The sequence below is a fragment of the Klebsiella sp. 141153 genome (assembly GCF_032601995.1).
Taxonomy (GTDB): Bacteria; Pseudomonadota; Gammaproteobacteria; order Enterobacterales; family Enterobacteriaceae; genus Klebsiella; species Klebsiella aerogenes.
Genome location: NZ_JAQIRJ010000006.1, coordinates 260,377 through 283,655 on the forward strand (window position 1 = coordinate 260,377; position 23,279 = coordinate 283,655).

General features: G+C 50.6%; 35 protein-coding genes and 2 pseudogenes. 33 read left to right on the forward strand and 4 right to left on the reverse strand.

Features of this window, described 5'->3' with window-relative positions:
- The first annotated feature begins 205 nt into the window (after positions 1 to 205).
- The 9 genes and pseudogenes from PGS10_RS14425 to PGS10_RS14465 all read left to right on the forward strand — a co-directional run bounded on the left by PGS10_RS14425 (position 206) and on the right by PGS10_RS14465 (position 3,618).
- Positions 206 to 463: a bacteriocin immunity protein gene (locus PGS10_RS14425; protein ID WP_151584754.1), complete on the forward strand. Its 258-nt coding sequence runs from the start codon at positions 206 to 208 to the stop codon at positions 461 to 463.
- A 367-nt stretch (positions 464 to 830) separates the two neighbouring features.
- Entirely contained in the window at positions 831 to 1,157 is a 327-nt protein-coding gene (locus PGS10_RS14430; RefSeq protein WP_285198535.1) for a hypothetical protein, read from the forward strand.
- Positions 1,157 to 1,414: a DNA polymerase III subunit theta gene (locus PGS10_RS14435; RefSeq protein WP_285198534.1), complete on the forward strand. Its 258-nt coding sequence runs from the start codon at positions 1,157 to 1,159 to the stop codon at positions 1,412 to 1,414. Before PGS10_RS14430 ends, PGS10_RS14435 begins: the two co-directional genes overlap by 1 nt.
- A gap of 14 nt (positions 1,415 to 1,428) precedes the next feature.
- Entirely contained in the window at positions 1,429 to 1,788 is a 360-nt protein-coding gene (locus PGS10_RS14440; RefSeq protein ID WP_285198533.1) for a hypothetical protein, read from the forward strand.
- Positions 1,789 to 1,922: 134 nt separating this feature from the next.
- A pseudogene (locus PGS10_RS14445) lies at positions 1,923 to 1,991 on the forward strand (hypothetical protein); the annotation flags it as partial.
- Entirely contained in the window at positions 1,988 to 2,437 is a 450-nt protein-coding gene (locus PGS10_RS14450) for a recombination protein NinB (protein WP_285198532.1), read from the forward strand. The pseudogene PGS10_RS14445 and the gene PGS10_RS14450, both read left to right, overlap by 4 nt.
- Complete coding sequence (gene rusA / locus PGS10_RS14455; RefSeq protein ID WP_316423126.1) at positions 2,430 to 2,795, forward strand: crossover junction endodeoxyribonuclease RusA; 366 nt, start codon at positions 2,430 to 2,432, stop codon at positions 2,793 to 2,795. The genes PGS10_RS14450 and rusA overlap by 8 nt, the downstream gene beginning before the upstream one ends.
- Positions 2,792 to 2,932 carry a YlcG family protein gene (locus PGS10_RS14460; protein WP_316423127.1) on the forward strand — a complete coding sequence of 47 codons (141 nt, stop codon included), beginning with the start codon at positions 2,792 to 2,794 and terminating at the stop codon, positions 2,930 to 2,932. The genes rusA and PGS10_RS14460 overlap by 4 nt, the downstream gene beginning before the upstream one ends.
- On the forward strand, positions 2,929 to 3,618 hold the full coding sequence (locus tag PGS10_RS14465; protein ID WP_316423128.1) for a bacteriophage antitermination protein Q: 690 nt from the start codon (positions 2,929 to 2,931) through the stop codon (positions 3,616 to 3,618). Before PGS10_RS14460 ends, PGS10_RS14465 begins: the two co-directional genes overlap by 4 nt.
- Before the next feature lie 74 nt (positions 3,619 to 3,692).
- Here the strand turns inward: PGS10_RS14465 and PGS10_RS14470 are convergent, their stop codons facing one another.
- Positions 3,693 to 3,980 carry a hypothetical protein gene (locus PGS10_RS14470; RefSeq protein ID WP_316423129.1) on the reverse strand — a complete coding sequence of 96 codons (288 nt, stop codon included), beginning with the start codon at positions 3,978 to 3,980 and terminating at the stop codon, positions 3,693 to 3,695.
- 418 nt (positions 3,981 to 4,398) lie between these two features.
- On the opposite strand from PGS10_RS14470, the gene PGS10_RS14475 reads away from it, so the two are divergent.
- From PGS10_RS14475 to PGS10_RS14485, 3 genes are read left to right on the forward strand one after another with little or no spacing between them, the layout of a single operon-like run.
- Positions 4,399 to 4,623, forward strand: a complete 225-nt coding sequence (locus PGS10_RS14475) for a class II holin family protein (protein ID WP_015705890.1) — start codon at positions 4,399 to 4,401, stop codon at positions 4,621 to 4,623.
- Complete coding sequence (locus tag PGS10_RS14480) at positions 4,601 to 5,104, forward strand: lysozyme (protein ID WP_316423130.1); 504 nt, start codon at positions 4,601 to 4,603, stop codon at positions 5,102 to 5,104. The genes PGS10_RS14475 and PGS10_RS14480 overlap by 23 nt, the downstream gene beginning before the upstream one ends.
- On the forward strand, positions 5,092 to 5,553 hold the full coding sequence (locus PGS10_RS14485; RefSeq protein ID WP_316423131.1) for a lysis protein: 462 nt from the start codon (positions 5,092 to 5,094) through the stop codon (positions 5,551 to 5,553). Before PGS10_RS14480 ends, PGS10_RS14485 begins: the two co-directional genes overlap by 13 nt.
- 8 nt (positions 5,554 to 5,561) lie before the next feature.
- Here PGS10_RS14485 and PGS10_RS14490 read toward each other — a convergent pair whose 3' ends face one another.
- Positions 5,562 to 5,750 carry a hypothetical protein gene (locus PGS10_RS14490; RefSeq protein ID WP_316423132.1) on the reverse strand — a complete coding sequence of 63 codons (189 nt, stop codon included), beginning with the start codon at positions 5,748 to 5,750 and terminating at the stop codon, positions 5,562 to 5,564.
- A 232-nt stretch (positions 5,751 to 5,982) separates the two neighbouring features.
- On the opposite strand from PGS10_RS14490, the pseudogene PGS10_RS14495 reads away from it, so the two are divergent.
- A pseudogene (locus PGS10_RS14495) lies at positions 5,983 to 6,528 on the forward strand (KilA-N domain-containing protein).
- A gap of 74 nt (positions 6,529 to 6,602) precedes the next feature.
- Positions 6,603 to 6,884 (forward strand): hypothetical protein, encoded by a 282-nt coding sequence (locus PGS10_RS14500; RefSeq protein WP_251715658.1) that lies wholly within the window; start codon positions 6,603 to 6,605, stop codon positions 6,882 to 6,884.
- A 159-nt stretch (positions 6,885 to 7,043) separates the two neighbouring features.
- Here the strand turns inward: PGS10_RS14500 and PGS10_RS14505 are convergent, their stop codons facing one another.
- Entirely contained in the window at positions 7,044 to 7,373 is a 330-nt protein-coding gene (locus PGS10_RS14505; RefSeq protein WP_251715657.1) for a hypothetical protein, read from the reverse strand.
- Between the two features lie 23 nt (positions 7,374 to 7,396).
- On the opposite strand from PGS10_RS14505, the gene PGS10_RS14510 reads away from it, so the two are divergent.
- From PGS10_RS14510 to PGS10_RS14585, 16 genes are all read left to right on the forward strand, one after another.
- The gene (locus PGS10_RS14510; protein ID WP_316423133.1) at positions 7,397 to 7,912 is read left to right on the forward strand and encodes a terminase small subunit; all 516 of its coding nucleotides are present in this window, start codon (positions 7,397 to 7,399) and stop codon (positions 7,910 to 7,912) included.
- Positions 7,912 to 9,387 carry a terminase gene (locus PGS10_RS14515; protein ID WP_316423134.1) on the forward strand — a complete coding sequence of 492 codons (1,476 nt, stop codon included), beginning with the start codon at positions 7,912 to 7,914 and terminating at the stop codon, positions 9,385 to 9,387. The genes PGS10_RS14510 and PGS10_RS14515 overlap by 1 nt, the downstream gene beginning before the upstream one ends.
- Before the next feature lie 28 nt (positions 9,388 to 9,415).
- Entirely contained in the window at positions 9,416 to 10,873 is a 1,458-nt protein-coding gene (locus PGS10_RS14520) for a DUF1073 domain-containing protein (RefSeq protein ID WP_316423179.1), read from the forward strand.
- On the forward strand, positions 10,800 to 11,795 hold the full coding sequence (locus PGS10_RS14525; protein WP_316423135.1) for a phage minor head protein: 996 nt from the start codon (positions 10,800 to 10,802) through the stop codon (positions 11,793 to 11,795). The genes PGS10_RS14520 and PGS10_RS14525 overlap by 74 nt, the downstream gene beginning before the upstream one ends.
- Positions 11,796 to 11,837: 42 nt before the next feature.
- Positions 11,838 to 12,149: a hypothetical protein gene (locus PGS10_RS14530; RefSeq protein WP_316423136.1), complete on the forward strand. Its 312-nt coding sequence runs from the start codon at positions 11,838 to 11,840 to the stop codon at positions 12,147 to 12,149.
- A gap of 62 nt (positions 12,150 to 12,211) precedes the next feature.
- Positions 12,212 to 13,405, forward strand: a complete 1,194-nt coding sequence (locus PGS10_RS14535) for a DUF2213 domain-containing protein (protein WP_316423137.1) — start codon at positions 12,212 to 12,214, stop codon at positions 13,403 to 13,405.
- 3 nt (positions 13,406 to 13,408) lie between these two features.
- Positions 13,409 to 13,849 carry a hypothetical protein gene (locus PGS10_RS14540; protein WP_316423138.1) on the forward strand — a complete coding sequence of 147 codons (441 nt, stop codon included), beginning with the start codon at positions 13,409 to 13,411 and terminating at the stop codon, positions 13,847 to 13,849.
- An 11-nt stretch (positions 13,850 to 13,860) separates the two neighbouring features.
- Positions 13,861 to 14,937, forward strand: coding sequence for a major capsid protein (locus PGS10_RS14545; protein ID WP_316423139.1), 1,077 nt, complete (start codon positions 13,861 to 13,863; stop codon positions 14,935 to 14,937).
- Positions 14,938 to 14,946: 9 nt separating this feature from the next.
- Positions 14,947 to 15,348 (forward strand): hypothetical protein, encoded by a 402-nt coding sequence (locus tag PGS10_RS14550; protein ID WP_316423140.1) that lies wholly within the window; start codon positions 14,947 to 14,949, stop codon positions 15,346 to 15,348.
- 2 nt (positions 15,349 to 15,350) lie between these two features.
- A complete protein-coding gene (locus PGS10_RS14555) occupies positions 15,351 to 15,731 on the forward strand; it encodes a DUF7370 family protein (RefSeq protein WP_316423141.1) in 381 nt (126 codons plus the stop codon).
- A gap of 172 nt (positions 15,732 to 15,903) precedes the next feature.
- A complete protein-coding gene (locus PGS10_RS14560; RefSeq protein ID WP_316423142.1) occupies positions 15,904 to 16,266 on the forward strand; it encodes a hypothetical protein in 363 nt (120 codons plus the stop codon).
- Between the two features lie 2 nt (positions 16,267 to 16,268).
- Positions 16,269 to 16,637, forward strand: coding sequence for an HK97 gp10 family phage protein (locus tag PGS10_RS14565; RefSeq protein ID WP_316423143.1), 369 nt, complete (start codon positions 16,269 to 16,271; stop codon positions 16,635 to 16,637).
- On the forward strand, positions 16,634 to 17,017 hold the full coding sequence (locus tag PGS10_RS14570; RefSeq protein WP_316423144.1) for a phage tail termination protein: 384 nt from the start codon (positions 16,634 to 16,636) through the stop codon (positions 17,015 to 17,017). The genes PGS10_RS14565 and PGS10_RS14570 overlap by 4 nt, the downstream gene beginning before the upstream one ends.
- A 58-nt stretch (positions 17,018 to 17,075) precedes the next feature.
- A complete protein-coding gene (locus tag PGS10_RS14575) occupies positions 17,076 to 17,840 on the forward strand; it encodes an immunoglobulin domain-containing protein (RefSeq protein WP_316423145.1) in 765 nt (254 codons plus the stop codon).
- A gap of 67 nt (positions 17,841 to 17,907) precedes the next feature.
- Positions 17,908 to 18,612, forward strand: a complete 705-nt coding sequence (locus PGS10_RS14580; RefSeq protein WP_316423146.1) for a DUF6246 family protein — start codon at positions 17,908 to 17,910, stop codon at positions 18,610 to 18,612.
- A gap of 199 nt (positions 18,613 to 18,811) precedes the next feature.
- Positions 18,812 to 19,369: a Rha family transcriptional regulator gene (locus PGS10_RS14585; RefSeq protein WP_316423147.1), complete on the forward strand. Its 558-nt coding sequence runs from the start codon at positions 18,812 to 18,814 to the stop codon at positions 19,367 to 19,369.
- Positions 19,370 to 19,433: 64 nt separating this feature from the next.
- Here the strand turns inward: PGS10_RS14585 and PGS10_RS14590 are convergent, their stop codons facing one another.
- Positions 19,434 to 19,901 carry a hypothetical protein gene (locus tag PGS10_RS14590; protein WP_316423148.1) on the reverse strand — a complete coding sequence of 156 codons (468 nt, stop codon included), beginning with the start codon at positions 19,899 to 19,901 and terminating at the stop codon, positions 19,434 to 19,436.
- Positions 19,902 to 20,053: 152 nt separating this feature from the next.
- Between PGS10_RS14590 and PGS10_RS14595 the strand changes: the two genes are divergently transcribed.
- Genes PGS10_RS14595 through PGS10_RS14605 form a run of 3 tightly spaced genes read left to right on the forward strand, consistent with a single transcriptional unit; the run spans position 20,054 to position 23,262 of the window.
- A complete protein-coding gene (locus tag PGS10_RS14595; RefSeq protein ID WP_316423149.1) occupies positions 20,054 to 20,395 on the forward strand; it encodes a hypothetical protein in 342 nt (113 codons plus the stop codon).
- Between the two features lie 51 nt (positions 20,396 to 20,446).
- Positions 20,447 to 20,851: a hypothetical protein gene (locus tag PGS10_RS14600; protein WP_212769681.1), complete on the forward strand. Its 405-nt coding sequence runs from the start codon at positions 20,447 to 20,449 to the stop codon at positions 20,849 to 20,851.
- Between the two features lie 59 nt (positions 20,852 to 20,910).
- The gene (locus PGS10_RS14605; RefSeq protein ID WP_316423150.1) at positions 20,911 to 23,262 is read left to right on the forward strand and encodes a tape measure protein; all 2,352 of its coding nucleotides are present in this window, start codon (positions 20,911 to 20,913) and stop codon (positions 23,260 to 23,262) included.
- The last annotated feature ends 17 nt before the right edge of the window (positions 23,263 to 23,279 follow it).

The window sequence follows — 23,279 nt, forward strand, 5'->3', positions numbered from 1 at the left end:
CACTTGCACTATGTCCGGTAAATTAAAGTTACCGGACATTCATTTGTGATCTCATAAAATTTCAGCAGTAGCGTGCTTCGTTTACGTTAGTGTCATTATAAACGCAGGCTGTTCGGTAAACTCCCATGCTCTGTGAAAAATCGAAATACATGATGGGTTGATGCTTAATGAGTTTCATCTCAAAATCAATTAAATAGATAACGTAATGATTAATAAAGTTATTTCTGATTTTACCGAAGCTGAATTTTTAGCTTTCGTAAAAAAGATATTTAACCCAAATACTACAATGGAAGACGAAGACGTACAAAACGTATTAGAGTTTGAAAGGCTTACTGAGCACCCTGATGGTTCTGATGTTATCTTCTATCCACCAAAGGACCGAGAGGATAGTCCAGAGGGGGTTGTCAAGGAAGTAAAAGAATGGCGTGCAAAAAATGGCAAGCCAGGATTCAAGGATAGTTAACTTTCTGAGCCATTCCAAAACAATCTAAACCCGCTATGGCGGGTTTTTTTTGAGCCTGTGTGTTCCGCGAGCCGTCTTTTAAGAGAAAACTAGCATGTCAAAGATTCTCACTGATGAAGAGTTAAATGCTCTCATCGAAAAAGCACAAGCACATTCAGAGGTGATGTCTGAATTGGGTTCAGAACAGGAAGCAGAGGAGTCTGCACAGATACTAAGCGCACTATCTGAATTGAAGCGGTGCAGGGAGGGAGCCGCCCCGTAGGAAGTGGTGTGACGTACGACTGAACGAGAATTAGCATAGATTTAAATCAAAGCTCTTAGGGGCCTTTTATTCTATGATAAACGGACTTGGTTTGAGAGTGACGTCATGAAGCCTAAGAAGCTAAACGCTGAGCAGCAATACAAGTTAGACCTTGAGTTGGTTAAAAAGAAGCCCGCCAATCGCACCGAGGCAAAAGCCCATTTGGCAGCACAGTTACGGATTAGCAAGTATAAGGTGCAGGCCTCTTCCAAAATTCGCATTGGCAACTTCAAGGGAAGGAAAAAGGTGCATTTCAGTAAGGCCGAAGAAGAAGCCAGAGCAGCACTAAATAAAGCAAATGCCATTAGATTTTCCGAAGGGGAGGTCGAGTCCGTCGATACGGACCGAATCTCCGAGAGTAACAAACGCTGGCGTGGGAGAACTGCTGACTAATGTCTGATTGGAATATTGCTGCAAAGCCGCAGGACGAGCGCGACAAGGTTAACGTTGACCTGGCAGCCTCCGGAGTGGCGTACAAAGAGCGCCTTAACATGCCGGTCATTGCTGAACAGGTCGCCAGAGAGCAGCCGGAGCACCTCCGAGAGTATTTCATGGAGCGAGTTCGCTACTACCGTGAGCATAGCGTGCAACTCCCGAGAGCGAGTGATCCGCGTTACATCGAAATGTCTGAGGACAACTCAAAAAAATAACATTAGAGAAAAAGATGGAAATTAGATTATTAACATGGGTTGCTGACAAGTTACTTGGTTTTTCGAAGTTAAAGCGTGAAGATAAACTTGCTGCGATATCAGGGTTGACGCCTGCAGTCGCGGAGACAATCGTTTATAACGACAAAATAAATAAAGGCTTTGAGAGAAACAAGGAAACGGAAGAGAAGCTTCATAAAATGTGGTATGAAGCTTCTTCTGCGGTTAGTCGGTATGACAGGGAATTGGCTATCGTCTGTAGAGAAAAAGCTAAGTACTGGCTTAATTACGATGAATATTCCGACTATAAAGTGGCAGAGCTTAACATTAAGCTCGTTAGTGTCGCTCAAAGGTTGGAAGACTTAAAGCTCTCATAAGCTATTTCTTTTGTCTTTGATTTTCCGTTATCAACCAGCCATAATCATGTCATCGGAGCCTGAACAACTCCGGTGACTTCTGCGCTTTGAGGGGACTCAAAGTGCAAACGACAATCAGAACACCTTTCAACCAGTCACAGATGCAGAAATGCACCTGCGATTTTCTGCATTCTGCGTTTTATCTCTCAGGAGGTGAAGCGTGAAGCAACAATTCCATCTCATTAACGAAAGCGTTAAGCAGAACGCTATCAACTTCATCCGCACGTTGCCGGTTGACCAGAAACGGCCACTGATTCTCGACATCAAAGAAATGACTCGCACGCTGGATCAGAACCGCAAGATGTGGCCTCTCCTTAAAGACCTGTCTGACCAGGTTACCTGGTTCGGGAACAAATACGATTCCGACGACTGGAAAGACCTCATCACGGCGATGGTAGCTAAGGCCAAAAGGCAGGAACAACGAATGGCGCCCGGACTTGATGGCGGCGTTGTGATGTTTGGTCAGCGTACCAGCAAGATGACCGTTCGCCAGATGGTAGAGGTCATTGAGGCTATCTACTGGTTCGGAACACAGCAGGGCGTCAAGTTCAGCGAGAAATCCCGTCTCGAAATTGAATGGGCAAAAGAGTGGTGTGAGCAGCATGGCTAACCAATACCGGATCTCATTACCCTGGCCACCGAGCAACAATCGCTACTACCGGTATAACCGAGGGCGCACGCATATCAGCGCAGAAGGGCAGGCGTACCGAGACAGCGTCGCAAGAATCATCAAAGACGCAATGCTGGATATCGGCCTATCGACACCGGTGAAAATCCGTATCGAGTGCCACATGCCTGACCGGCGTCGCCGTGACCTGGACAACCTGCAAAAGGCAGCATTCGACGCCCTGACGAAATCTGGTTTCTGGCTCGATGATCAGCAGGTTGACTACTACAGCGTGAAGAGGATGCCGATTGTTAAAGGTGGCCGGCTTGAATTGACTATCACCGAAATGGAGGCCGCATGAGCCGTGACGTTATCGAACGCATCCGCGACCGTTGGCACAAGCTCCGCCTCTGCCGGCACCGAGGAACCGTATTGGTCGACTACCGCATCCTCAAGAATTTCGTCCGCATCTATCAGGCTTTAGGAGAGAAAGCATGAATACCCAGTACCTTGAGTATGTTCGCCAGCAGCTGATAGTGGCCACCGCCGATCTGAGCGGTGCGACGAAAGGGCAACTGGTAGCCTTTGCGGAGAACGCACAATTCACAGCGACGGCGCGCAGCCGCGGCAGGAAGAAAGTCGCCGATCCAGTCTCCGGCCGCATGGTAAACCCATCCAGCCCGCCAATCCCCGGACAGCAGTCCCGCGCTAAGGGTTCGTCGATCGCTCTCGTTATGCCCGTTGAGTATTCGACAGCAAGCTGGCGCCGGGCTTTGCTGTCGCTGGAAGAGCATCAGAAAGCCTGGCTACTGTGGAACTACAGCGACAATATCCGTTGGGAGCATCAGGAGACGATCACTCGGTGGGCGTGGGAACAATTCAGCCAGAAGCTGGCCGGCGTGCGCATTGCAAAGAAAACGGTCGATCGTCTGCGTCAACTTATCTGGCTGGCAGCGCAGGACGTCAAAGCTGAACTGACAGGGCGCAACACATACGAATACCAAATGCTTGCCTCCCTGATCGGAGTGACCACGAAGAACTGGTCAGAAACGTTTACGGAGCGGTGGGAGGAGATGAAAAGCACTTTGCGGCGCCTTGATAGCGATTCGTTATTACAGGTTACGCGAACACGTTCACAACAAAAGGCGACAAATTTAGATGTAAGTCTTGCAAAACTGGATTGAAACGCATATATTTCATGTAAATTTGATAGTGTGCCAATTTTACGTTAACCCGCCTCTGAGCGGGTTTTTTTGTCTCAAAGATTTCTACAGAAATTATCTCCAATTTTGGTTGAGTGCGCTTCGATGCCCTTGTCGAAGACTACAGCACTAGATTTGTATTTTGGAAAATTAAGGATGTATTTAGGCCCGAAGAAGCCCGAGATTTCAGGATATGCTTCAACGGCGGCGATCTGACCATTCCAGCTATAATGTGGGTCGGTACCTATTATGCAGTCGCCTTGTTTATATTTTCCGACTGCGTCTGAAGCGAAGCCGCTTGCTGAGGATACGAGCAAGACCATTGTAAAAATCACATGTTTCATATCGACTCCTTGTCATTAAGAAAACATCGGATCTTAATGTCTACAGAACGTTAAAACCACTCCGTAATTTTATGTTCTTGCTATGTTTCCCACTTCTGTAACGCATGCTATATATACAAAGACAAAGCGAAGCATCGATTGCCCTCCAGGTAAAACAGTAGCTCGGGATACTTGGAATGATGCTGTCGGTTTGGTCTGACATGAACCTACTTCTTGGCCTGCTCCATAGCAGGCTTTTTTTTGCCGCAAAAGGGCAAATCGACATTCGATAAAACACATTTCAAGGCTGAGCTTTTGCGCGGTCTTTTTATTTCAGGACCGCGGGAATCATCTACGACGAGCTTTGTTGATAAATCAGCCCGACGGTCCTGATCCTTTCAAACACACACAGCACCCGCTAACTACGCGAGGTGAGAGTATGTATTCCATGGAAAAGATAACCACTGGTGCTGCGTATGGCGCTTCAGCCGGGAGCATTCTGAATGGCATGCTTAATGCCTACAGCCCCGAGCAGTGGAATGCCATCGGCGTGCTGGTGGGCATTGTCATTGCCGTACTAACGTATCTGACAAATTTGTATTTTAAAATCCGCGAAGACAACCGACGAAGCAGGAGCAGAGATGAACCCGACGCTCAGGAATAAGCTTATTGGCGCAATCGCCGGCGGTTCCGGCGCGATCGCAATCGCTTCTGTCATGCTTGGTAACGCTGATGGGCTGGAAGGGCGTCGCTATTACGCTTACCAGGATGTCGTCGGCGTCTGGACTGTTTGCGATGGCCACACTGGCGCCGATATTCGCCGTGGTCACCGATACTCTGATAAAGAGTGCGACAACCTGCTGAAGGCAGATCTGCGAAAGGTTGCTAACGCCATCGACCCGCTGATTAAGGTTCGCATCCCTGAGCCAACCCGTGCCGCACTTTACTCCTTTACTTATAACGTTGGCTCTGGTGCCTTCGCCAGTTCCACGCTGCTGAAGAAGTTGAACGCTGGTGATGTGCCGGGGGCATGCAAAGAACTGCAGCGCTGGACGTATGCCGGTGGGATGCAGTGGAAGGGACTGATCTCTCGACGTGAGATAGAGCGCCAAGTCTGCGAGTGGGGCCAGAAATGGGCCGATTAACCGCAATCATCTGCGCTGTCGTTATCTGCCTGCTGGTTTCCATGGCTTGGGCGATAAACCACTACCGCGACAACGCGATCACCTACAAAGACCAGCGTAATAAGGCCACTGAGAAACTCAGCCTGGCGAACGCCACCATTAAAGACATGCAGACCCGCCAGCGAGATGTCGCTGCGCTGGATGCCAAATACACCGGAGCACTGGCAGATGCTAAAGCCACTATCGATCAGCTTGAGCGCGATGTTGCTTCTGGCAAGCGCCGGTTGCAACTCAACGCAAAATGTCCCACGAACGGAGCGACCAGCACCGGCGTCATGGGCGATGCTTCCGGCCCCAGACTTGTTGACTCCGCTGAACGGGATTATTTCACCCTCAGAGAGCGAATCTCCACCATCACCGAGCAAGTGAGCTACTTACAGGACTACATCCGAACGCAGTGCCTGAAATAGCGCAAGCATCACTTTCTGGATTGTTCACACTTCTCCTTCAAATTATCGATTACTGCCGGCGGCAATGGAGCCGTCATCATACTGCGGTATTGCATGCATTCTTTCGTTTCCTTCATCCCGTGATCGGAATTTGGGTGAGTGGCACAGCCAGCCAAAGACAATGTGATGGTGATTACCAGCAGGCGAGTGATATCCATAGTCGATTCTCCTTTGAATGAGGGTTGAGTGTAGCAGTCGCAGAATCCGAGACGAAAACAACTGGCCTCGCAATAGCGGGGCTTTTTTATTCCTGAATTTCACCGCGCATCTCACGCGTACTTCAACGAGAGCCTTTCAGTAAGCGAGCCTGAGAAAAGCCGTTATAGGTGGCGACCTCTCTCGGGCGGCTTTTCTGTGAGACAGGCTCACTTTCTAAAAGGTAAAGACGCTATGACAAATCAAACCGTGAATGTTTACGGCGTATCTGTCCGGGTTGACTCTGCAGGTAGATACAACTTGAACGATCTGCATGCAGCAGCTGTTGCCAATGGAGAGGCGACAGAATCACAAAGGCCGAACAAATTTATTCGAAGTGCAGCTGTAAAGCGTTTCGTTTCTGCATTGAACTCCAGAGGACAAAAATGTCGTCTGTAAGAAAATCAATCACTTAACATTGTTAATGGTGGGGTGAGTCAAGGTGTTTGGGCGGCTGAATTATTAGCTATTCGCTATGCGGCGTGGATTAAGCCTGAGTTTGAAATTCAGGTCTACGAAACATTCGGAGAAGCTGTGCTTAGCGGCATCAGCAGTATGAATCGGCTTAACCGCCTCGACTTGCTGATCGCGACCGAGACCAAAGAGGTCAGTGCCTGCGCGAGGGCAATGAATAAATGGGGCGTCGGTGGTCACAAGAAGCTTCTCAATTGCGCTCGTGAGCGGATCGTCAGCCAGATGGACCCTGACATGGTCACGCTGATGGAAGCGAAAGCAGGGTAGCCAACGCAGAATTGCGTTGGCAAATAGCGGCATTACAGAAGCTCTTCACTGAGGGGCTTCGATAATGTGGATGCATGGTATTCCGCCATGATAGATTTTGCGCTATAAAGGAACTAGAAATAGGCGGCGGCTGTCTTTTGAGGTTGGTATTAACCTTCGTTATTGTTGGTGCAAGTGGTGGCGCACTTGTCTTCTTGTCAAACTTCGTTATAGCTGAATTAATTAGTTTTACCTCAACTTACCTCTACGCAAAAGGAGCCTCTATGACTAAAAAATCTATGGATAAATTGTTAAACTGGAAAAAGAACTCATTAGTCAGCCGCCGCTTCAGGGTTACCCTGCTGAAGAGCTTGTGAAATTCAAGCGAAAGCAAATTTCTACTAACCGCCTCCGGGCGGTTTTTTATTGCCATCACCATGGGTGGACTCATCGTAATGGAATCGCCCTAGCTGGCAGTACACAACTAGTGAATCCGTATGTGGCGAATAATGGCGGGGCCGCCGCCATTACATTTATCAGTACTGTAAGTGTGGTAACGCGATTGGGCTCACGACATAGGTTGTTCCATTATTGTCTTGTTTCCAGACAAAGCCATATGACAACTGAGAATCGTCTGGAACCCAGAAAACTCTCGCGTCTTCACGGAAGTCACCTTCCCAACCTTTTTCTTTTGCCCATTGCTTTGCTAATTCCCAATGCTCTTTAAAGTGTTCAGGGTTGATTGAATCCCATTCATAATCTTTTTCGCCCGGAGCTTCAATCTTCTTGAGGGTTTCCTCTACTGTAGAGAGCATTCGCCAGTGAAAGTCGATTGGGGCGATGTCATATACGAACCAATTACTCATAAATTTTCCTCAGTGAGATAACTATGGCGCTCAACGCAAAACAAGATATGTTTTGTCGCGAGTACCTCATCGATTTAAACGCCACGCAAGCGGCTATTCGGGCGGGGTACAGCGCAAAGACAGCTAACCGCACTGCGTCCGAAAACCTGTCAAAACCTGACATCCAGTCCAGAATTGCCGAACTGAAAGCGCAGCGCAATGATCTGGTTGGCATAAATGCGACATATGTCCTGAATCGACTGGTTGAGATAGACCAGATGGACGTGCTGGACATCCTGACCTCGACCGGTGAGCTTAAGCCGGTGTCTCAGTGGCCGAAGGTCTGGAGAACGACGCTATCCGGGCTGGATGTCGTCGAGATGGCAGCGGAGGGAAACACAACAGCGCTGCTTAAGAAGATTAAGTGGCCTGATAAGGTGAAGAACCTTGAGCTGATTGGTAAGCATATCGACGTCCAGGCATTCCGCGAGCAAGTGAAAACAGAGCACGTTGTTGAGTCAATTTCTGACCTGATGGATTCATTGTCTCAGGGGGCGTAATGAAACCTGAGCACCTCAAGCTGCTGTCCAATAAAGACTGGCGGCTGAACAATCTTTACTGGATCACCGACAAAGAGGGAAAGCCGACTCGCTTCAGGATGACGCCTGAGCAGCGGGAATACTTCGAGGGGATCCACACCCGCAACATCATCCTGAAAGCTCGACAGCTCGGCTTCACTACCGAGGTGTGCATCATCCAGCTCGACGCGGCTCTGTTTGAGTCGGCAAAGTGTGCATTGATTGCCCACACTCTGAATGATGCAAAGCGCCTGTTTCGGGAAAAGGTGAAGTATGCATACGACAAGTTGCCTGCGGAGATAAAGGCGGCTAACCCGGCCAGCAACGATTCGTCTGGCGAACTCGTATTTAAGAAAGGTGGCTCTCTCTACGTCAGCACGTCGTTTCGTGGCGGTACGCTGCGCTACCTGCATGTTTCCGAGTTCGGGAAGATATGCGCCAAGTATCCTGACAAAGCCCGTGAAATCGTCACTGGTGCATTTGAGGCGGTATCGACAGGCTGCTTCGCTACTATCGAGAGCACAGCGGAGGGTCGGGCGGGTTACTTCTTCGATTACTGCCAGACAGCAGAGAAAGCCTTGCTGCAGGGTAAGCCACTGTCCGCGCTCGACTGGAAGTTTTTCTTCTTCTCATGGTGGAAGAATCCGCAGTACGCAATTGACCCGGTAGAGCAGCTACCTCAGCGCTTAGTTGAATACTTCGCCGAGATGGAGGCGAAACACGGCGTAGTCGTTAACGAACGGCAGAAGGCGTGGTACTACGCCAAAGAAAAGACGCTCGGCGACGACATGAAGCGCGAATACCCGACCATACCGGCGGAGGCGTTCCAGCAGTCGGTCGAGGGCGCGTACTACGCCAAACAGTTCCGCTGGCTCTACACCAACAAGCGGATCGGCCAAATCCCGGATAACTCACATCTACCGGTTCACACGTTCTGGGATATTGGTGTGGGCGACTCCACGGCGATCTGGTTTGTTCGCGAAGTTGGTAAGGAGTTTCACATCATCGACTACTACGAAAACTCTGGCGAGGGGCTGAGGCACTATATGAAGGTGCTGAAAGACCGCGGCTACGAGTACGGCGAGCACTGGGGGCCGCACGACATCGATAATCGTGAATTTGGTGCAGACGCAAAATCTCGGAGGGAACTCGCCCAGGAAGGGTATGATATCGACGGTCAGGTTTACAGCATGACATTCCAGGTGGTGCCAAAAGTCGGTGTAGATACCGGCATTGAGTCGGTGCGTGAAATCCTCCCATCCTGTGTTTTCGATGAAGAGAAATGCGCTGAGGGCATATCTCACCTTGAGGGGTATCGAAAGGAGTGGGATGACAAGCGAGGATGCTGGAAAGATAAACCCCTTCACGACTTCACATCACACGGAGCCGACGGGTTCCGCTACTTCGCAGTAGCGAAAAACAACCACAAACAAGTCGGTGCAATTTTCTTCACCTAAGGAAATCTCAGTGAGTAACGATACCGAAATGCAAATCCTCGCTGGGCTCATAGTGAATAGCCTTAACGAGGTGGGCCGTGCGCGCCAATTGTATGCTTCAGGGCTAGGGAAGTCAGGGAACACGAAACGACATCATCTATGGTGCGAATTTGGTTACCCGGAGCGTCTTGATTTTGACCACTTCTACAACATGTATGAGCGTAATGGCGCTGCGTTTGGTGCGGTGCATAAACTGCTCGATGCATGCTGGACTGACACGCCGGTGATCGTAGACGGCGATGAGACCAAGAAATCGAAAAAATCGACGCCATGGGAGAAAAAAGTCACCAAACTGATGAAAAAACACTGGGCTAAGGTGAAGGATGCTGATCGGCGAAATCTGGTAGGTCATTACTCCGCACTTATTCTTCAATTTGCAGACAGTAAGGAGTGGTGGGAGCCAGTCGATCGCAGCGTGATGCGGAATTCTCGCGAGCGTGGCTTGGTCAAAATGATTCCTGCATGGGAGGCACAGGTTAACCCCGGGGAGCTTGAACAGGACCAGAAATCGCCAGACTACGGCATGCCGAAGTTTTATTACTTCCAGGAGCAACAAGTCGGGGACAATGGCAACATCTCCGGCCCGATGCGGTCGATTAAGATCCACCCCGAAAGAATCATCATCTTTTGCGAAGGCTCAGAAGACGAGTCATCGTTGGCCGGCATTCCGTTTCTGCGAGCTGGTTACAACGACCTGCTTGATATGGCGAAAACTTCCGGCGGTAGCGCGGAAGGCTTCCTGAAGAACGCCAGCAGACAGCTCGGCATAAACATGTCGAAGGACACAAACCTTAAGACCATCATTGATGAAGCAAAGAAAGCCGGTTACTCAGGGCTGGCGGAAGCGCTAAATGCTGCCATACAGAAGCTGAACTCTGGTACAGATTCAGCGCTGGTGACTCAAGATGGCGAAGCCAAAGTATTGTCGGTGGCGGCAGCGGATCCGAGTCCGACATGGACAGTGTTAGCAAATCAGTTTTCCTCTTCAGTCCAGATGCCATTCACCATCCTCTTTGGTCAGCAGACAGGGAGGCTTGCATCAGATCAGGACAAAAACGACTTTGCTAAGCGCTGCAACGGGCGTCGTGCCGGCTTTCAGACGGATCGAGCGAGCGCAGTAATAGAGCGGCTGTGGGCAGTAGAAGTAATCGAGCCTCCGAAATCTGGCGAAATAACTTTAACCTGGTCTGACTTATTAGCTCCAAGTGAGAAAGAAAAGATTGCCAACATGAAGGAAATGGCGGCTGTCGCGAGAGATACGCAGCAAGCCTACGGAACACCGGCTGTAGATGAGAATGAGGTCAGGGAAGCGGGAGAGTTAGAGCCGCGCGAAGAAGTGAAAACTCCTGACCCAAACCAAAAGGTAACTACCGATGATCCTCTTTCCGATGAATCCGGAGCAAAAGGCGAAAGTCGGTACGCCAGTAGTGCCGCGCAGCAAGGTTGACCCGACGCGATCAGCGAAGCAGGTCAGCGCGATGTTCCGGGATATCGAGGACCGGTATCTCGGCATCAAGCGAGCGCTGAAAGCATTGTTCGACCAGCGACTGAGCGGGCGAGAGCGTGAGGTAAACAGCCATGACTGGCACTTCCTTTGCCATGACCACGGCGAGGATGTGCGGCTCTACCAGGTCAATGCCAGCAAGTTTATCTACGACATGTCGGCGCAGGAACTGGCGGACCTACTGGAAGCGGTGCAGGCCATTCTCGACGATTACCTGCTGGATGGCGGCGAGCAAAACATCTGGGCGATGGATTACGTCGTCGCAGAGGCGCAGCGCGGCACGCTGGAGGCTTTCAATAACCTCTCGCAGCAGTCACAGGTATACGCCAGCCAGACGACGCTACATCAGCTTTTAAACAGCCCCGGTTATCTGAACCAGATAGCGGCAGCCAGGCTGACAACGTTCAGTGACTGGAAGGTCATCAGCGATACAGCCCGCGGCGACCTGACTAACATCATTACCGATGCGGTGGCGCGCGGAGTGAATCCTCGCGAAACGGCCAGCGTCATCAGCAAGCGCCTCGATGTTTCGATGTCGAAGGCCAAGACCATCGCTCAGACTGAGCAGGTCGGCGCGCTGCGCCAGGCGCAATGGAACGAAACGGACTGGGCTGCGGATCGTCTTGGGCTGAATACCGGCTTGCTGTGGCTGTCGGCGCTCAAGCCAACTACTCGTGCATGGCACGCCAGCCGTCACGGCAAGGTTTATACCACCGAGCAGGTGCGAGACTTCTACGCCGAGAACGGCAACCGGTACAACTGCTACTGCAGCCAGATACCGGTGCTGCTCAACGACGACGGTAGCATTTTCAACGAAGGGTTGAGTGAAAGGCTTGCGAAAGAAAGAAATGATTGGCATGTTTAGCTGTGCGTAATAACCTTGTGTTTCCTATGGTTTGGAGGGTTTATGGAAGCACGAGAAATAGGTAAGCGTATTTACAATGTTTTATGGAATGCTAACTGTAGAAATCGTAATAACCCCATACTTGTTAGTATTGATGACCTAATGTCTGCCATCAACGAGAATGTTCAAGTAACCCTAACTCGCGAGCAAGTTGTTAATGTTATTCTTAACGATCCTTTCAGGCAGATTGATGCTAGTGGTCGCGTAAGAGAAGAAATACCTCTTTTTGAAACTGCATTTACGAATGATGTTTTAGTGTCAGTTAGACTTCCAGAAATACCATTTAAATACCCCCATCAGTGGGGACTTAGTTAACATTACATAGGTCGCTCAGGCGGCCTTTTTTATTGCCTGAAATCCACCAACGAGGACCCAGCATGAAACGCAACCGCGTTAACGTGCTGACCGTCGTCAACTCCGCTTCAAACATCACCACTGAAACCATCGACGGCAAGCCACATATCGTGGTTCGCGGCATCACGCCTGTCGTGGACGATATCGTGATGAACCGGAAGTTGTACCCGGCAGCCGAAATCGAAAAGGCCTACAACACACTCGAACGTAACCCGATGCCGCTGGGCCACCCGAAAGTGGACGGTAAGCACGTGTCGGCGCGCGATGTCCGGGCGGTGAACGAATACCACGTCGGCGCCTGGCTGCAGAACGTCAGCCACAAAGACGGAAAGGTGACTGGCGACATGTACGTTAACCGCCAGTACGCCGAATCCAGCGAGAAGGGAAAGCGCCTGATTAACCGCCTGGACGAGATGCTAGCGGGCACCAATTCCGAGCCGATCCACATCTCCACTGGCCTGCTGTATTCAGGCATCGCCGCCAACGGCGAATCTAAGGGCAAGAAGTACAACGAGATCGCCACCAACATGATGTTTGACCATGTGGCGGTATTGCTCGACGAGCCGGGTGCCGGAACGCCGGAGGAGGGCGTGGGGATCTTCGTTAACGTCGAGGGTGACGAAGTCGAAATCGAGGTCGTAAACCTCGAAGAGTCCACTACCCCAGACCAGCCAGACCCCGCATTCAAAACATTTTTCAACCAGCTAAAGGCGTTTTTCGGCGCCAACAGCGATTCAACCCAGAAGGAAACAGACCCGATGAAAGAGCTCATCGTTAATGCGCTGAAGGCCAAAGGTAAATCGGTTGACGGTAAAACCGATGCCGAACTGATGGACGCATACAACCAGATGCTGGCAGAAAATGCCGACAGCAAAGAAGAAACGCCAGAAGAGAAGGCCGCCCGTGAAAAGAAAGAGGCGGATGACAAGAAGGCTAAAGAACAGGCCACTAATAACGAAGAGATGCCAGCCTGGGCGCAGAAACTCGCTGATCGCGTGGACGTCGTTTTCAACAGCCTGAACGCGAACGCTGACAAAGAGAAAGGCGAAAAGCGCGCAGCTGTGAAGCTGGCGATGAACATGAGCGACGACGAAGTCGCAGATCTGGACGGCAAGGCGCTCGATGCCATGTACGCCAAGTGCCAAACCTCTTTCGGCCTGAACGGTGCATACCGCCAGGCAACCAACAACCAATCAGTCAGCGAGATGCCGGAGTAAAAAATGGCTAAAGACGGAAAACACGTAATTCACGCGGGCGGTATCTTCGCAAACCCACAGCTTCACCGTGAAGGTGCTGCAGCCTCTGATACCCCTCCAGGGACGATTGGTTTCTTCGACAACACCACGAAGAAATTCACCGCTTCCGTGGATGGCAATGAAGCCGCGATCCTCTACGTAGCCAACTATGACTACCTGCGTTGCAAAACCGTAGACGACGTCATCAAGGCTGGCGATTGGGTTGTTGCTTTCCACCCAACCCCAGGCGTTTTCTTCAACGTTCCAGCTGCAGCAGGCACTTACACAAAAGGGCAGCCGCTCTCTGTGGCCAACGGTCGAGTTAAAGCTGTCGGGACTGATGAATCAGTCCGCTGCTACGTAGAAGAAGACCGCTCATACACCATTGAAACGGCAGGTGACCTCCTGCGCGTGGTCATTAAATAAGGAGCACCTGAATGTTTGTATTCTCCACTAAACAGGCCACCGAAACCGGGAACCTCGAGGTTAACTCCTCTCAATTCAAAAAACTCTCCGCCGCGCGCAATGCCAGTGCTCAGGCTGCGGCTGACTTTATTGCGCGAACTAAATGGCGTGGCGATGCAGAAGATACACCAGAGCTGAATGCGGTAAACGCAGTCGACGACATCCGCCGTCTGTACAAGGCCTATGACCAGACCGTGCTGAAGCAATTCGAACCGAACACAGAATTCACGCTGCTGAACGACCTGATGCCGCTGTCTCGCTCTGTTCGCCTGGAAGAGTCTGTGTACGAGTACGCTCGCACCGGCGGCCGTGGCTGGGCGCACACTTCCATGTCTGGTCAGATTGGTGCTGCGCTGGATGCGAAGTCTTACACCTTCGATGGCACCATGGTGCCGATCCATGACAGCGGCTTTAAGTTTAACTGGCGCGATCCGGTATTCAATAAAGGCTCTGCGCTTTCATCCCTGGCCGATGCTCAGGCGGGTTCTGTCGATGACGTACGTCGCCAGTATGTGGACTACATCTGGGAAGGCTTCCGTGACGCAGCCGGTAACTACATCAAATTCGATGACAAGACCTGGAAGGGTTTACGTCACGATGAGCGTGTGGCCCAGGTGACACTGACCGTTAACTTCGCAACCAGCACCGACCCGAAAGCCATGCGTGCCGCGGCGATCGCACTGCGTGACGTCCTCAAGCTGCAAAATATGCAGTACGGTCAGCAGACGTGGTACGTCTCCAGCGAAATCATGTCCAACTGGGAACAGTATTTTGATGTGAACTCTCTCCGCACCGTGCTGGAAGAGATCTCCAAACTGTCAGGCATCTCGGCAATCAAAGAAGATGCTGAGCTAACCGGCAACGAAATCGTAATCGTGCCGCTGCAAGCTGGCGTGATTGCTCCTATCGTCGGCCAGGCATTTGGTACCGTCGCCGATCCGCGTCAGTTCTACAACTCAGATTACGTTTGGCGTACCTGGGGAGCTGCTGGCCTGATGGTTAAGCAGGACATCAACGGCAACTACTCTGTTATTCACGCTTCGAGCTAAGGAAACAACATGGCACTCGTAAAGGTATTGGTAGCAAACCTCTTTGCCGGTGCCAGCTTTCAAAAGCTGGAGGCTGGACAGGTTTATGACGTCGATGACTCGATCGCTGAAAAGTGGATCGAGCAGGGTAAGGTGGAAAAATCAACTGACAAGAAGGGGGAGAAGCTCGTCTTTGAAGTGGCTACACCGTCTGCGCCTGTGGCATCCGGTGCATCTGATTTGCAGTCAAAACTCAATGACGCCCTTGAGCAGCTGAAGCAGGCGAAGTCAGACGCGGATGCAAAAGACAAAGAGCATTCTGACGCCCTTGAGCACCTGAAGCAGGTGCATGCGGCTGAGCTGGAATCGGCGAACAAACGCGCTGAAGAGGCAGAAGCCGCACTGGCGGAAGCAACCAAGAAGGCGAAATAACCATGGCTGACCCAATCACAGCGGCAGACGCGCAGGCATTCCTCGGTGAATTGGGTTATTCCATTCCCGGCGCGCTACTGGATCCGATTATCTGCGTGGTGAACAAGATTATCCCGTGCCTCGATGGTGCGGGATATGACGACTGCACGGCAAAGCTCATCCTGATGTATGCCGCTGCGCTCATGGCGACGTCTTCCGGTGCCCGGCGAATAAAATCGCAGGGGGCGCCATCAGGAGCGTCGCGTTCGTTCGATTACGGTGCTGACAGCATCACCTGGTTGCGCGACTCGCTGTCCCGGCTTGATACCAGTGGCTGCACTGGTGAACTCCCAATTAGTGCTGGTAATAGCGTAGGCCTGTTTATGGTCGTTGGTGGTTGCTGATGAAATGGATATCCGTCAAAGAGCGCCATCCGCGGTCATTCGTCCGTGTCTGGGTGATGACCGATACCGGACAGCAAACGACGGCGTACGTCAAATCCAATGGCGAGTGGTACATCAACTGCGACCGCATACGCGCCACGGGTTCCGTTGTGCTGCGATGGAGGGATGACTGATGTCTTCGATTGCCAATTGGTCTTATACCGCGACAGCGACAATCTGGCGGCGCATACGCGATGCTGACGGTAGTGATACCGACGGCGGAGGTCAGCCGTACGGATGGGAAGCACCGAACGCTATTCTCTGTGACTACCAGGGCGGGCTATCCGCGAAAATCGGTGACCTCGGTCGGGAGATCGTGGTTAAAAACACGATATGGACCGAGTATGCAACGGCGCGGGAGGGCGATTACATCCTGATTGGCGCGTCAACCGATGCGGCGCCACCGGATGAAGCTGATGAGATACGGCAGATCGTCCAGTTCGCCGACACCTTCGAGCGGCTGGCGGACGATTTCGCACTGATTACGGGAGTCTGATTATGGGCGTGAAAGTGAGAGGAATTCGCCAGGCCAAGGCCAACCTCGATCGCATCATCAAAGACCTGCGTGGACGAAAGGTTGTAAGTGCCATCCAGAAGGCGATGATCATTGGTGGCGCGCAGGCATCATTCTACACTCCGATCGATACGAATACGCTCATCAACAGCCAGTTCAGGGAAATCATTACTAACGGCACCAGGGTAACCGGGCGCGTCGGTTACTCCGCAAACTATGCGGTTTATGTTCACGACCCAGCAGTGAAACAGAACTTCACGCGAGCAACAGCCCGTAAGGAGTTCTTAACGAAGGGCTTCGAAGATACCCGTAGCCAGATAGACGCTGCGGTTAAGAAGGAGCTTTCGCTATGACACCTCCGATGTATATGCGCCTGAAGGATCTGTTTGAGAGCGAAGGTCTGACTGCCGGCTTTAAGGTTCAATGGCGACAGTGGCGTGACACCGGGAAAGATGCTGACCAGTTCATCGTATTCCGGCCTTCCGGCGGCACCGATATTACTTATGACCTCGGCGGCGACTGGTATGTGATGGTCGATGTAATCTCTTCGAAAGCTGATCCGGATGGCGCTGACTCCGCGGTTAACGCCATAGTTGAATATATTAGCGCGCAATCTGGAGCTGATGAGTGCGTCGGCGCGCTTCGGCTTGTCGGCAATGTTCCGGCGGCTATACCAACCGAAGAGGGCCGGTTAGTCACCCGGCTGCTTGTTTCATGTACATACGGCGAGTGATCGCCAGATTCACCCATCAGGCTGCCTTCTGGCGGCCTTTTTTATTTGAGAGGTACACATGCAGGGCTGCCAGAATGATACCGGTAAGCTAATCGGTAAGGTTGCGGTGCTACGTATGGCCTATGGCTGTGCTGATACCGTTCCGGCGCTTTCCGAATGGAAGCGTCTCGGGGCTATGACCACAAAAGGCTTTGACTACTCCATGAATACCGTCAACTCGGAAGCTGACGATACGAAAGGACTGGTTGAGAACCTGGTGAACAACATGGACTTCACCATTTCCGGTGAAGGTGAATTCCGTAAACAGGACAAAACAACTGAGATCGGCGCCATCGCTATTTCGAAATACATTTTCGACGAAGTGCAGGCTGGCCGGCAGCCGACGATTTGGGTGCGCTTTGACTTCACTGGTGAAGACGCTGGCACTTATATCATGGGCTACTTCAACACCACTTCATGGTCTGGTGACTTCGGTACTTCAGATATTTCCACCTTCTCCGGGGAGTGGAAAGTCTACGATGCCGATACTGTCGTCTTTGAGGTTGCTGGCCCGGCGTTGGCTTTCACAACCAACCTGACTGCAACGAAAACGGTCACCGCGGGATCTGCGCTTAATATGCCAGTAGCGGTTTACGGTGGAACTGCTCCGTACACTTACGTATGGAAAAAAGACGGTTCTACTGTAAGTGGCCAGACTACAGCGACCTTTAACAAAGCCAGTGCAGCCGCCGGCGATGCCGGGGTTTATACCTGTGAGGTGACTGATTCGGCAGCGACACCGGCGAAGATCACCTCTATCGCCTGTACAGTGACAATCAACTAAGCACAAGCCAGTTCGTGAATAGTACAAAGGGCGTTTACGCGCCCTTGATACTGTTTATGGAGCGACTATGACCCCCATTAAAGAATTAGGCGAATGTGTCATCGGCACTGATACCCATGAGTACTTCTTTCGTCCCTCCTTCCGAAATATGGCGCGTATCGGCGAGCCGGACGAAATCGTCCAGACGTTCTATGACCTGTGTAACGATGAGGCGACACCGTTAATTCAACAGGCGGCTCAGGTATATATCCGCGATGAGTACAGCCGCCTGCCTGATTGCGTTCTGCGATACATCCAGAGCGGACTTCTGAACCGTAAAGCAGTTTTGGCTGCCCATACCGTTCTTACTGCTTGTTGCGATGACGATATCGGGGAACTGGTCGGATGGATGAAGCCGGGTAAGTCACGCAAGCGGGGATTTATGTGGCGTCCTGGAACGATGCCGGCGCCGGAAATGATCATCGTTGCTCAAAATCTGATGATGCATGGAATCATTGGCAAGGCGAAAGTGCGCAAGTTGCAGCGCTACGAGTCGAATGAAACCACATCAGAATTTCGCGCGACAGATTACATCATGGCTGCACGCAATCATTTTGGTATAAGCCGGGAAGAGGCTGAAAACCTCACAATGACTGAGTTCGCCTTAATGCTCAATGCGAAGTACCCGAACCAGAAAGGTTTTACCCGGGAAGAGTACAACGCAGTTATGGATGATGACGATCGGCGCTGGCAGGCGTTAATGCAGCAGGAACAAACCAGCAAAATCAGATGAATCAGCCTCGGCAAAGTCCGGGGCTTTTTTATATCCGCTCGATGGTGGTCGGCTATTGCAGCCTCACTTCAGACGCGCTTCGCACGCGCATTCAACACAGAACCTTTCAGGATGACCCTTGAGGATGCCGGCGGCTGTCGGTGCCTTCTGTGGGCCGGTTTCCTGTGCGACAAGGTTCATCACTAAAAGGTAGACCGACATGAAATATCCAACAGTAATTAATGGATTAGACTTCCGTGATCTGATTTTTGTGGCCGATAACGACCCGGTAACTGACTCGTTTATGGTGGCGAAGGCATTTGGAAAGTTGCCTAAAAACGTAATTCGCGACATCGAGCGAACTATCGAGGCCTGTCCCCCAGAGTTTGATACAAAACTCAACTTTGAGCTTTGCTATAAAAACAATGAGTTACAGAATGGGAAGCCGCAGAAGTTCTATAGACTCCGCAAAGATGGGTTAATGCTTCTGGTTATGTCCTACACCAAAAAAGAGGCTATGCGCATCAAGATCGCCTACATCAACGCCTTTAACTGGATGTACGCGATGCTTCAGGTTGGTCGGCGCCAGTTTGAAGAAGAGCGTAACGCCGTCATGCTGGAGTTCATGAAAGAGAAGGATGTTGCCAGTATGTCGGGTCGCCTGCTGCGTCGGTGGGGGAAAGAGAAGAAGCCCCAGTTACTTTCACGCATTGAGAAACTGGACAAGCAAGGTCAGTTGGCATTGCCCGGTTTTCCTGGCGCGCTTACCGAAGCATGAAACCCACAAATCCGTGGTATTTGGATGTCCCACTTAGGTGGGTTTTTTGCTTTCAGATTCCGGCTCATTTACCGAAAAGCACTGATATCCCGGCAGTCGTCGCAGCTTGTACCACGGTTTTTAGAGCTTCAGTAGACATTTCGCCTAGAGTCGACTTGGCCTTTTCCTTCTGCTCATTTGTCATATTAGACATGGCAATGAGGTCTTCCAGGACGATTACGGCGTCACGATGAAACTTGATTGTCTGCACGTTAAGGATTGCAGAGAGGCCACCGTCCTGTTGAATGAAGTCGATGCCCTTAGCAGTGATCATGATTGCTCCGGGATTTATGCTATAGCCGCTCAGATGATGCCGTATCCCGCTGTGAATCAGCTCGTGCTCTTCAAGGTAAAGCAGGTTTGCTACAAAGGTGTCATCACTATCAAACATTGATTTCAACTCAACATATGCTTTGTTCTGCATATGGTTTGGGTAGGCGTTAAACAGTATCTGGAGAAGCTCTTTTTGCTTTTCCCTTTCAAGTTTGATCATCTTCAATCCCGTAAGTGTTTTTTGCTCAGGCACAAGAAAAGTCTACTATAGCTTGAATTTTGTTATGGGAAATAGCGTTCGAATGGTTGGATTTTGTCGTTACCCTCTATCCCTGCTAGGATTTGTCCAAACTAATCGATGGGGATAGGGATATGACAGAAGAAGAGTGGCTCGAGGGGCTTCGGGGGTTGCCTGATGATGTGATTCTAAAGATCCACTTTGACCTTCAAGAGAAAATTAAGAAGCACTATAAACTGCGCGATACAGGCAATAACCTCGAGAAGGTCATTCATTACTGTCAGCAACAAATAGCCCTCGCCCCGTTAGCTATGTCTGCCATGAAGAACAATCAGGGCATGTACGATAATGGAAAATTCTTTGCTCCTGGCCATCATGGTTATAGGCAATACACGACGATCCTTAAGAAGCGGAAGGAAGCAAAGGCATTGGAAGATCTTCTCAAAAAGAAAAAGGCGGAAGGATGGGCAGACTAAATGTGTTTGATTTGCTACGATTTTCATACTTTTACTGATGGGGATAGGGATATGAAAAAGGTTTTGATGGCGGCAGTATTGGCCGCTTCGTCGTTTGTCATTGCAGGCTGCGCACCTAAGCCACCTTCTCAAGTGGAAATATCCACTGCAAATTACGGCACTTTGCCGAATGACTATCAGCAACAAATTAAAAATCACATGGCATCTATTCTGAAAGACCCGGAGTCTGCTCGATATACGTTTGAACCTCCATTCAAAGGTTATTCGCAGGATGGCTCCCTTTCTTCGACGAGTGGAGGTGTGACATATGGCCAAGTTGTCGGTGTGCAGGTTAATGCAAAAAACAGTTATGGCGGATACACAGGAAATCAACTTTATGTGTTTATGTTCTCTAATGGGGTGATGTATGACTCCACAGCAAACTTCCACTTTGGAAGGGTTAAGCGAGTCCCGTAAACAATGATGAACTGATTTAAGCCCCGCATTGACGGGGTTTTTTATTGCCTGGAGAAAATATGTCGCAAGGTGAAAAAGTAGGTAGCCTTTATATAGAAATCGAAGCTGATACCGCTAAGCTTTTGATTGGAGAGCGACAGGCTAACAAATCATTAAACGCAATCGGTAACAGCGCCGATAATGCCTCGAAAAAATTTGAACAACTGCAAACAAGCCTTAATAAAGTCGCTGGAGCTGTTGCTGCATCTATTGTCGTTGATTGGGGAAGAGCATTCCTTGTTGCTGCAGATAATATGAGTCAGTTAAATGCGAGAGTTGAAAGATTAACTGGAAGTGCATCATCTGCCTCTCAAACCATGCAAAGTCTCATGCGAGTTAGCTCATCGACAGGCGGGTCTATACAGGACACGACAAAATTATGGGAATCGCTTAGTACTGCATTACGTGACACAGGGGCATCAAACGGACAAATTATTCAACTTACAGAAACTTTGCAGAAAATTGGTCGTATAGGTAGCACTTCTTCAGAGGAAATGACGAATGCTCTTCGACAATTCGGTCAATCGATTTCTTCGGGGACTGTGAGGGCTGAGGAATTTAACTCAATACTTGAACAAATGCCGGAGTTGGCGCGACAGATTGCTGCAGGAATGGGAATTGGCGTGGGAGAGCTTCGCCAATTGATGCTCGAAGGAAAATTATCGGCGCAGGATGCTCTAAACGCCATTCAGAAACAGACCGTTTTAGTTAATACCGAGTTCGAGAAACTACCAAGGACTTTGTCTCAAGCCAATACATCATTAACTAATTCATTCCTAACAATGGTGGATAATCTAAATAAGGCTACAGGGGCAAGTAACGGAATGGTCTTAGTGATCGATTCTTTGGCTGTAGCAATAGGCAGATTAACTGGTCAGGCTGCGACTGCAAGTCAACAAATCGCAGACCTTAGATCTGAAGCTGAAATGTATGCAAGAAGAGCAAGGACTTGGGGATGGTTGGGGGTTGGCGATTGGCAGAAAGAAAATGAGCAGAAATCAGCAAAGTTAACTGCAGATGCTTGGGAAAAGGCATCCCGCGCCGGTTGGGACGCAGCGCAAAAGGTGGCGAAAAACACCAAGCCTATTGAGATAAAAGCTGTATCGACCACTTCGCAAAGTAAGGCCAAGGGGGGGAAGTCCGCAGCACAGAAAGAGGCTGAGCAGTACGCTAGAGCACAAGAATTAATTACGGAAAGGTTGTCGGATTTAAAAAGCAAAGCAGAACTGTCCGCCAGTAGCATCGCTGAACTCTCAAGAGCTCAAGCAATCCTAAATGCCCAGCAATCTTTGGGCAAAGCGGCATCGCAAGAACAAATTGCTTTGGCTGGAGAGTATGCAGCAAAAGCTTGGGACAACGCAAAAGCGTTGCGCGAACAGGCCAAAGCTGAAAAAGAACGTGCTGATGCGGTAAGCAAGTTTAGTTCAATTCAGAATAAATCCAGTAGGGTTATAGGGCTAGATACTCAGTACCAGCAGGATATTGCTGATATCAAAATGTACGCTCAAATGTACCCTCAAAAAATAGCTGAGGCTGAGGCGGCTAGATCCTCTATTGAAAAGCAATATCGAGACCAGCGCATAGCAGCTATGTGGCAAGAGTGGGCGCAGCAAACCACTGCGACACAAGCGGCAGCGGCGGCGTTTGATGGTTTTGCTAATAGTGCTAGTAATGCATTAACAGGCATAGTGACAGGAAGCATGGCGGCCTCTGATGCATTGCGTTCAATTGGGAATACCATTTTGAACGAGGTAATTAATACCTTTGTGCAAATGGGAGTTCAGTGGGCTAAGTCTGCTATTTTGGGGGCAACTACCCAGCAAGCGGCTATAGCCGCCACCACTGCTACGCAAGTCAGTTCTCTGGCAACGACCACGGCCGCCAGTACATCCTCGGCAGCGGCCACAACTGCAGCATGGACGCCGGCGGCGCTTGTGGCGTCGATTGGTTCGTTCGGCGGCGCGGTTGCTATTGGCCTCGGCGCCCTGGTAGCTGCGCTGGCTGTTGGCTCATCGTTGGCCGGTAAACGTAAGAACGGTGGTCCGGTATCGGCGGGCTCAATGTACCAGGTAGGTGAGGGCGGTATGCCTGAAATCTATCGCGCCAGTAACGGCAGTCAGTACATGATCCCCGGTGATAATGGCTCTGTCATCAGCAATAAGGATTTGCAGGGCAGTGGCGGAGGAGCACTGCAGGTCGTGAACAACGTTTACAACTATGCAAATGGCGTCAATGTCGATACCCGCAGCAGCCAGAACGGCGGGCAACTGGTTATCGAAACCTTTATCACCGATATGCAGAACGGCGGCCCGATGTCCTCTCAGATGCAGGACACGTTCGGCCTTCGCCGGCAGGCCAATGGCGATTACTAAAACCAACCCGCTCCGGC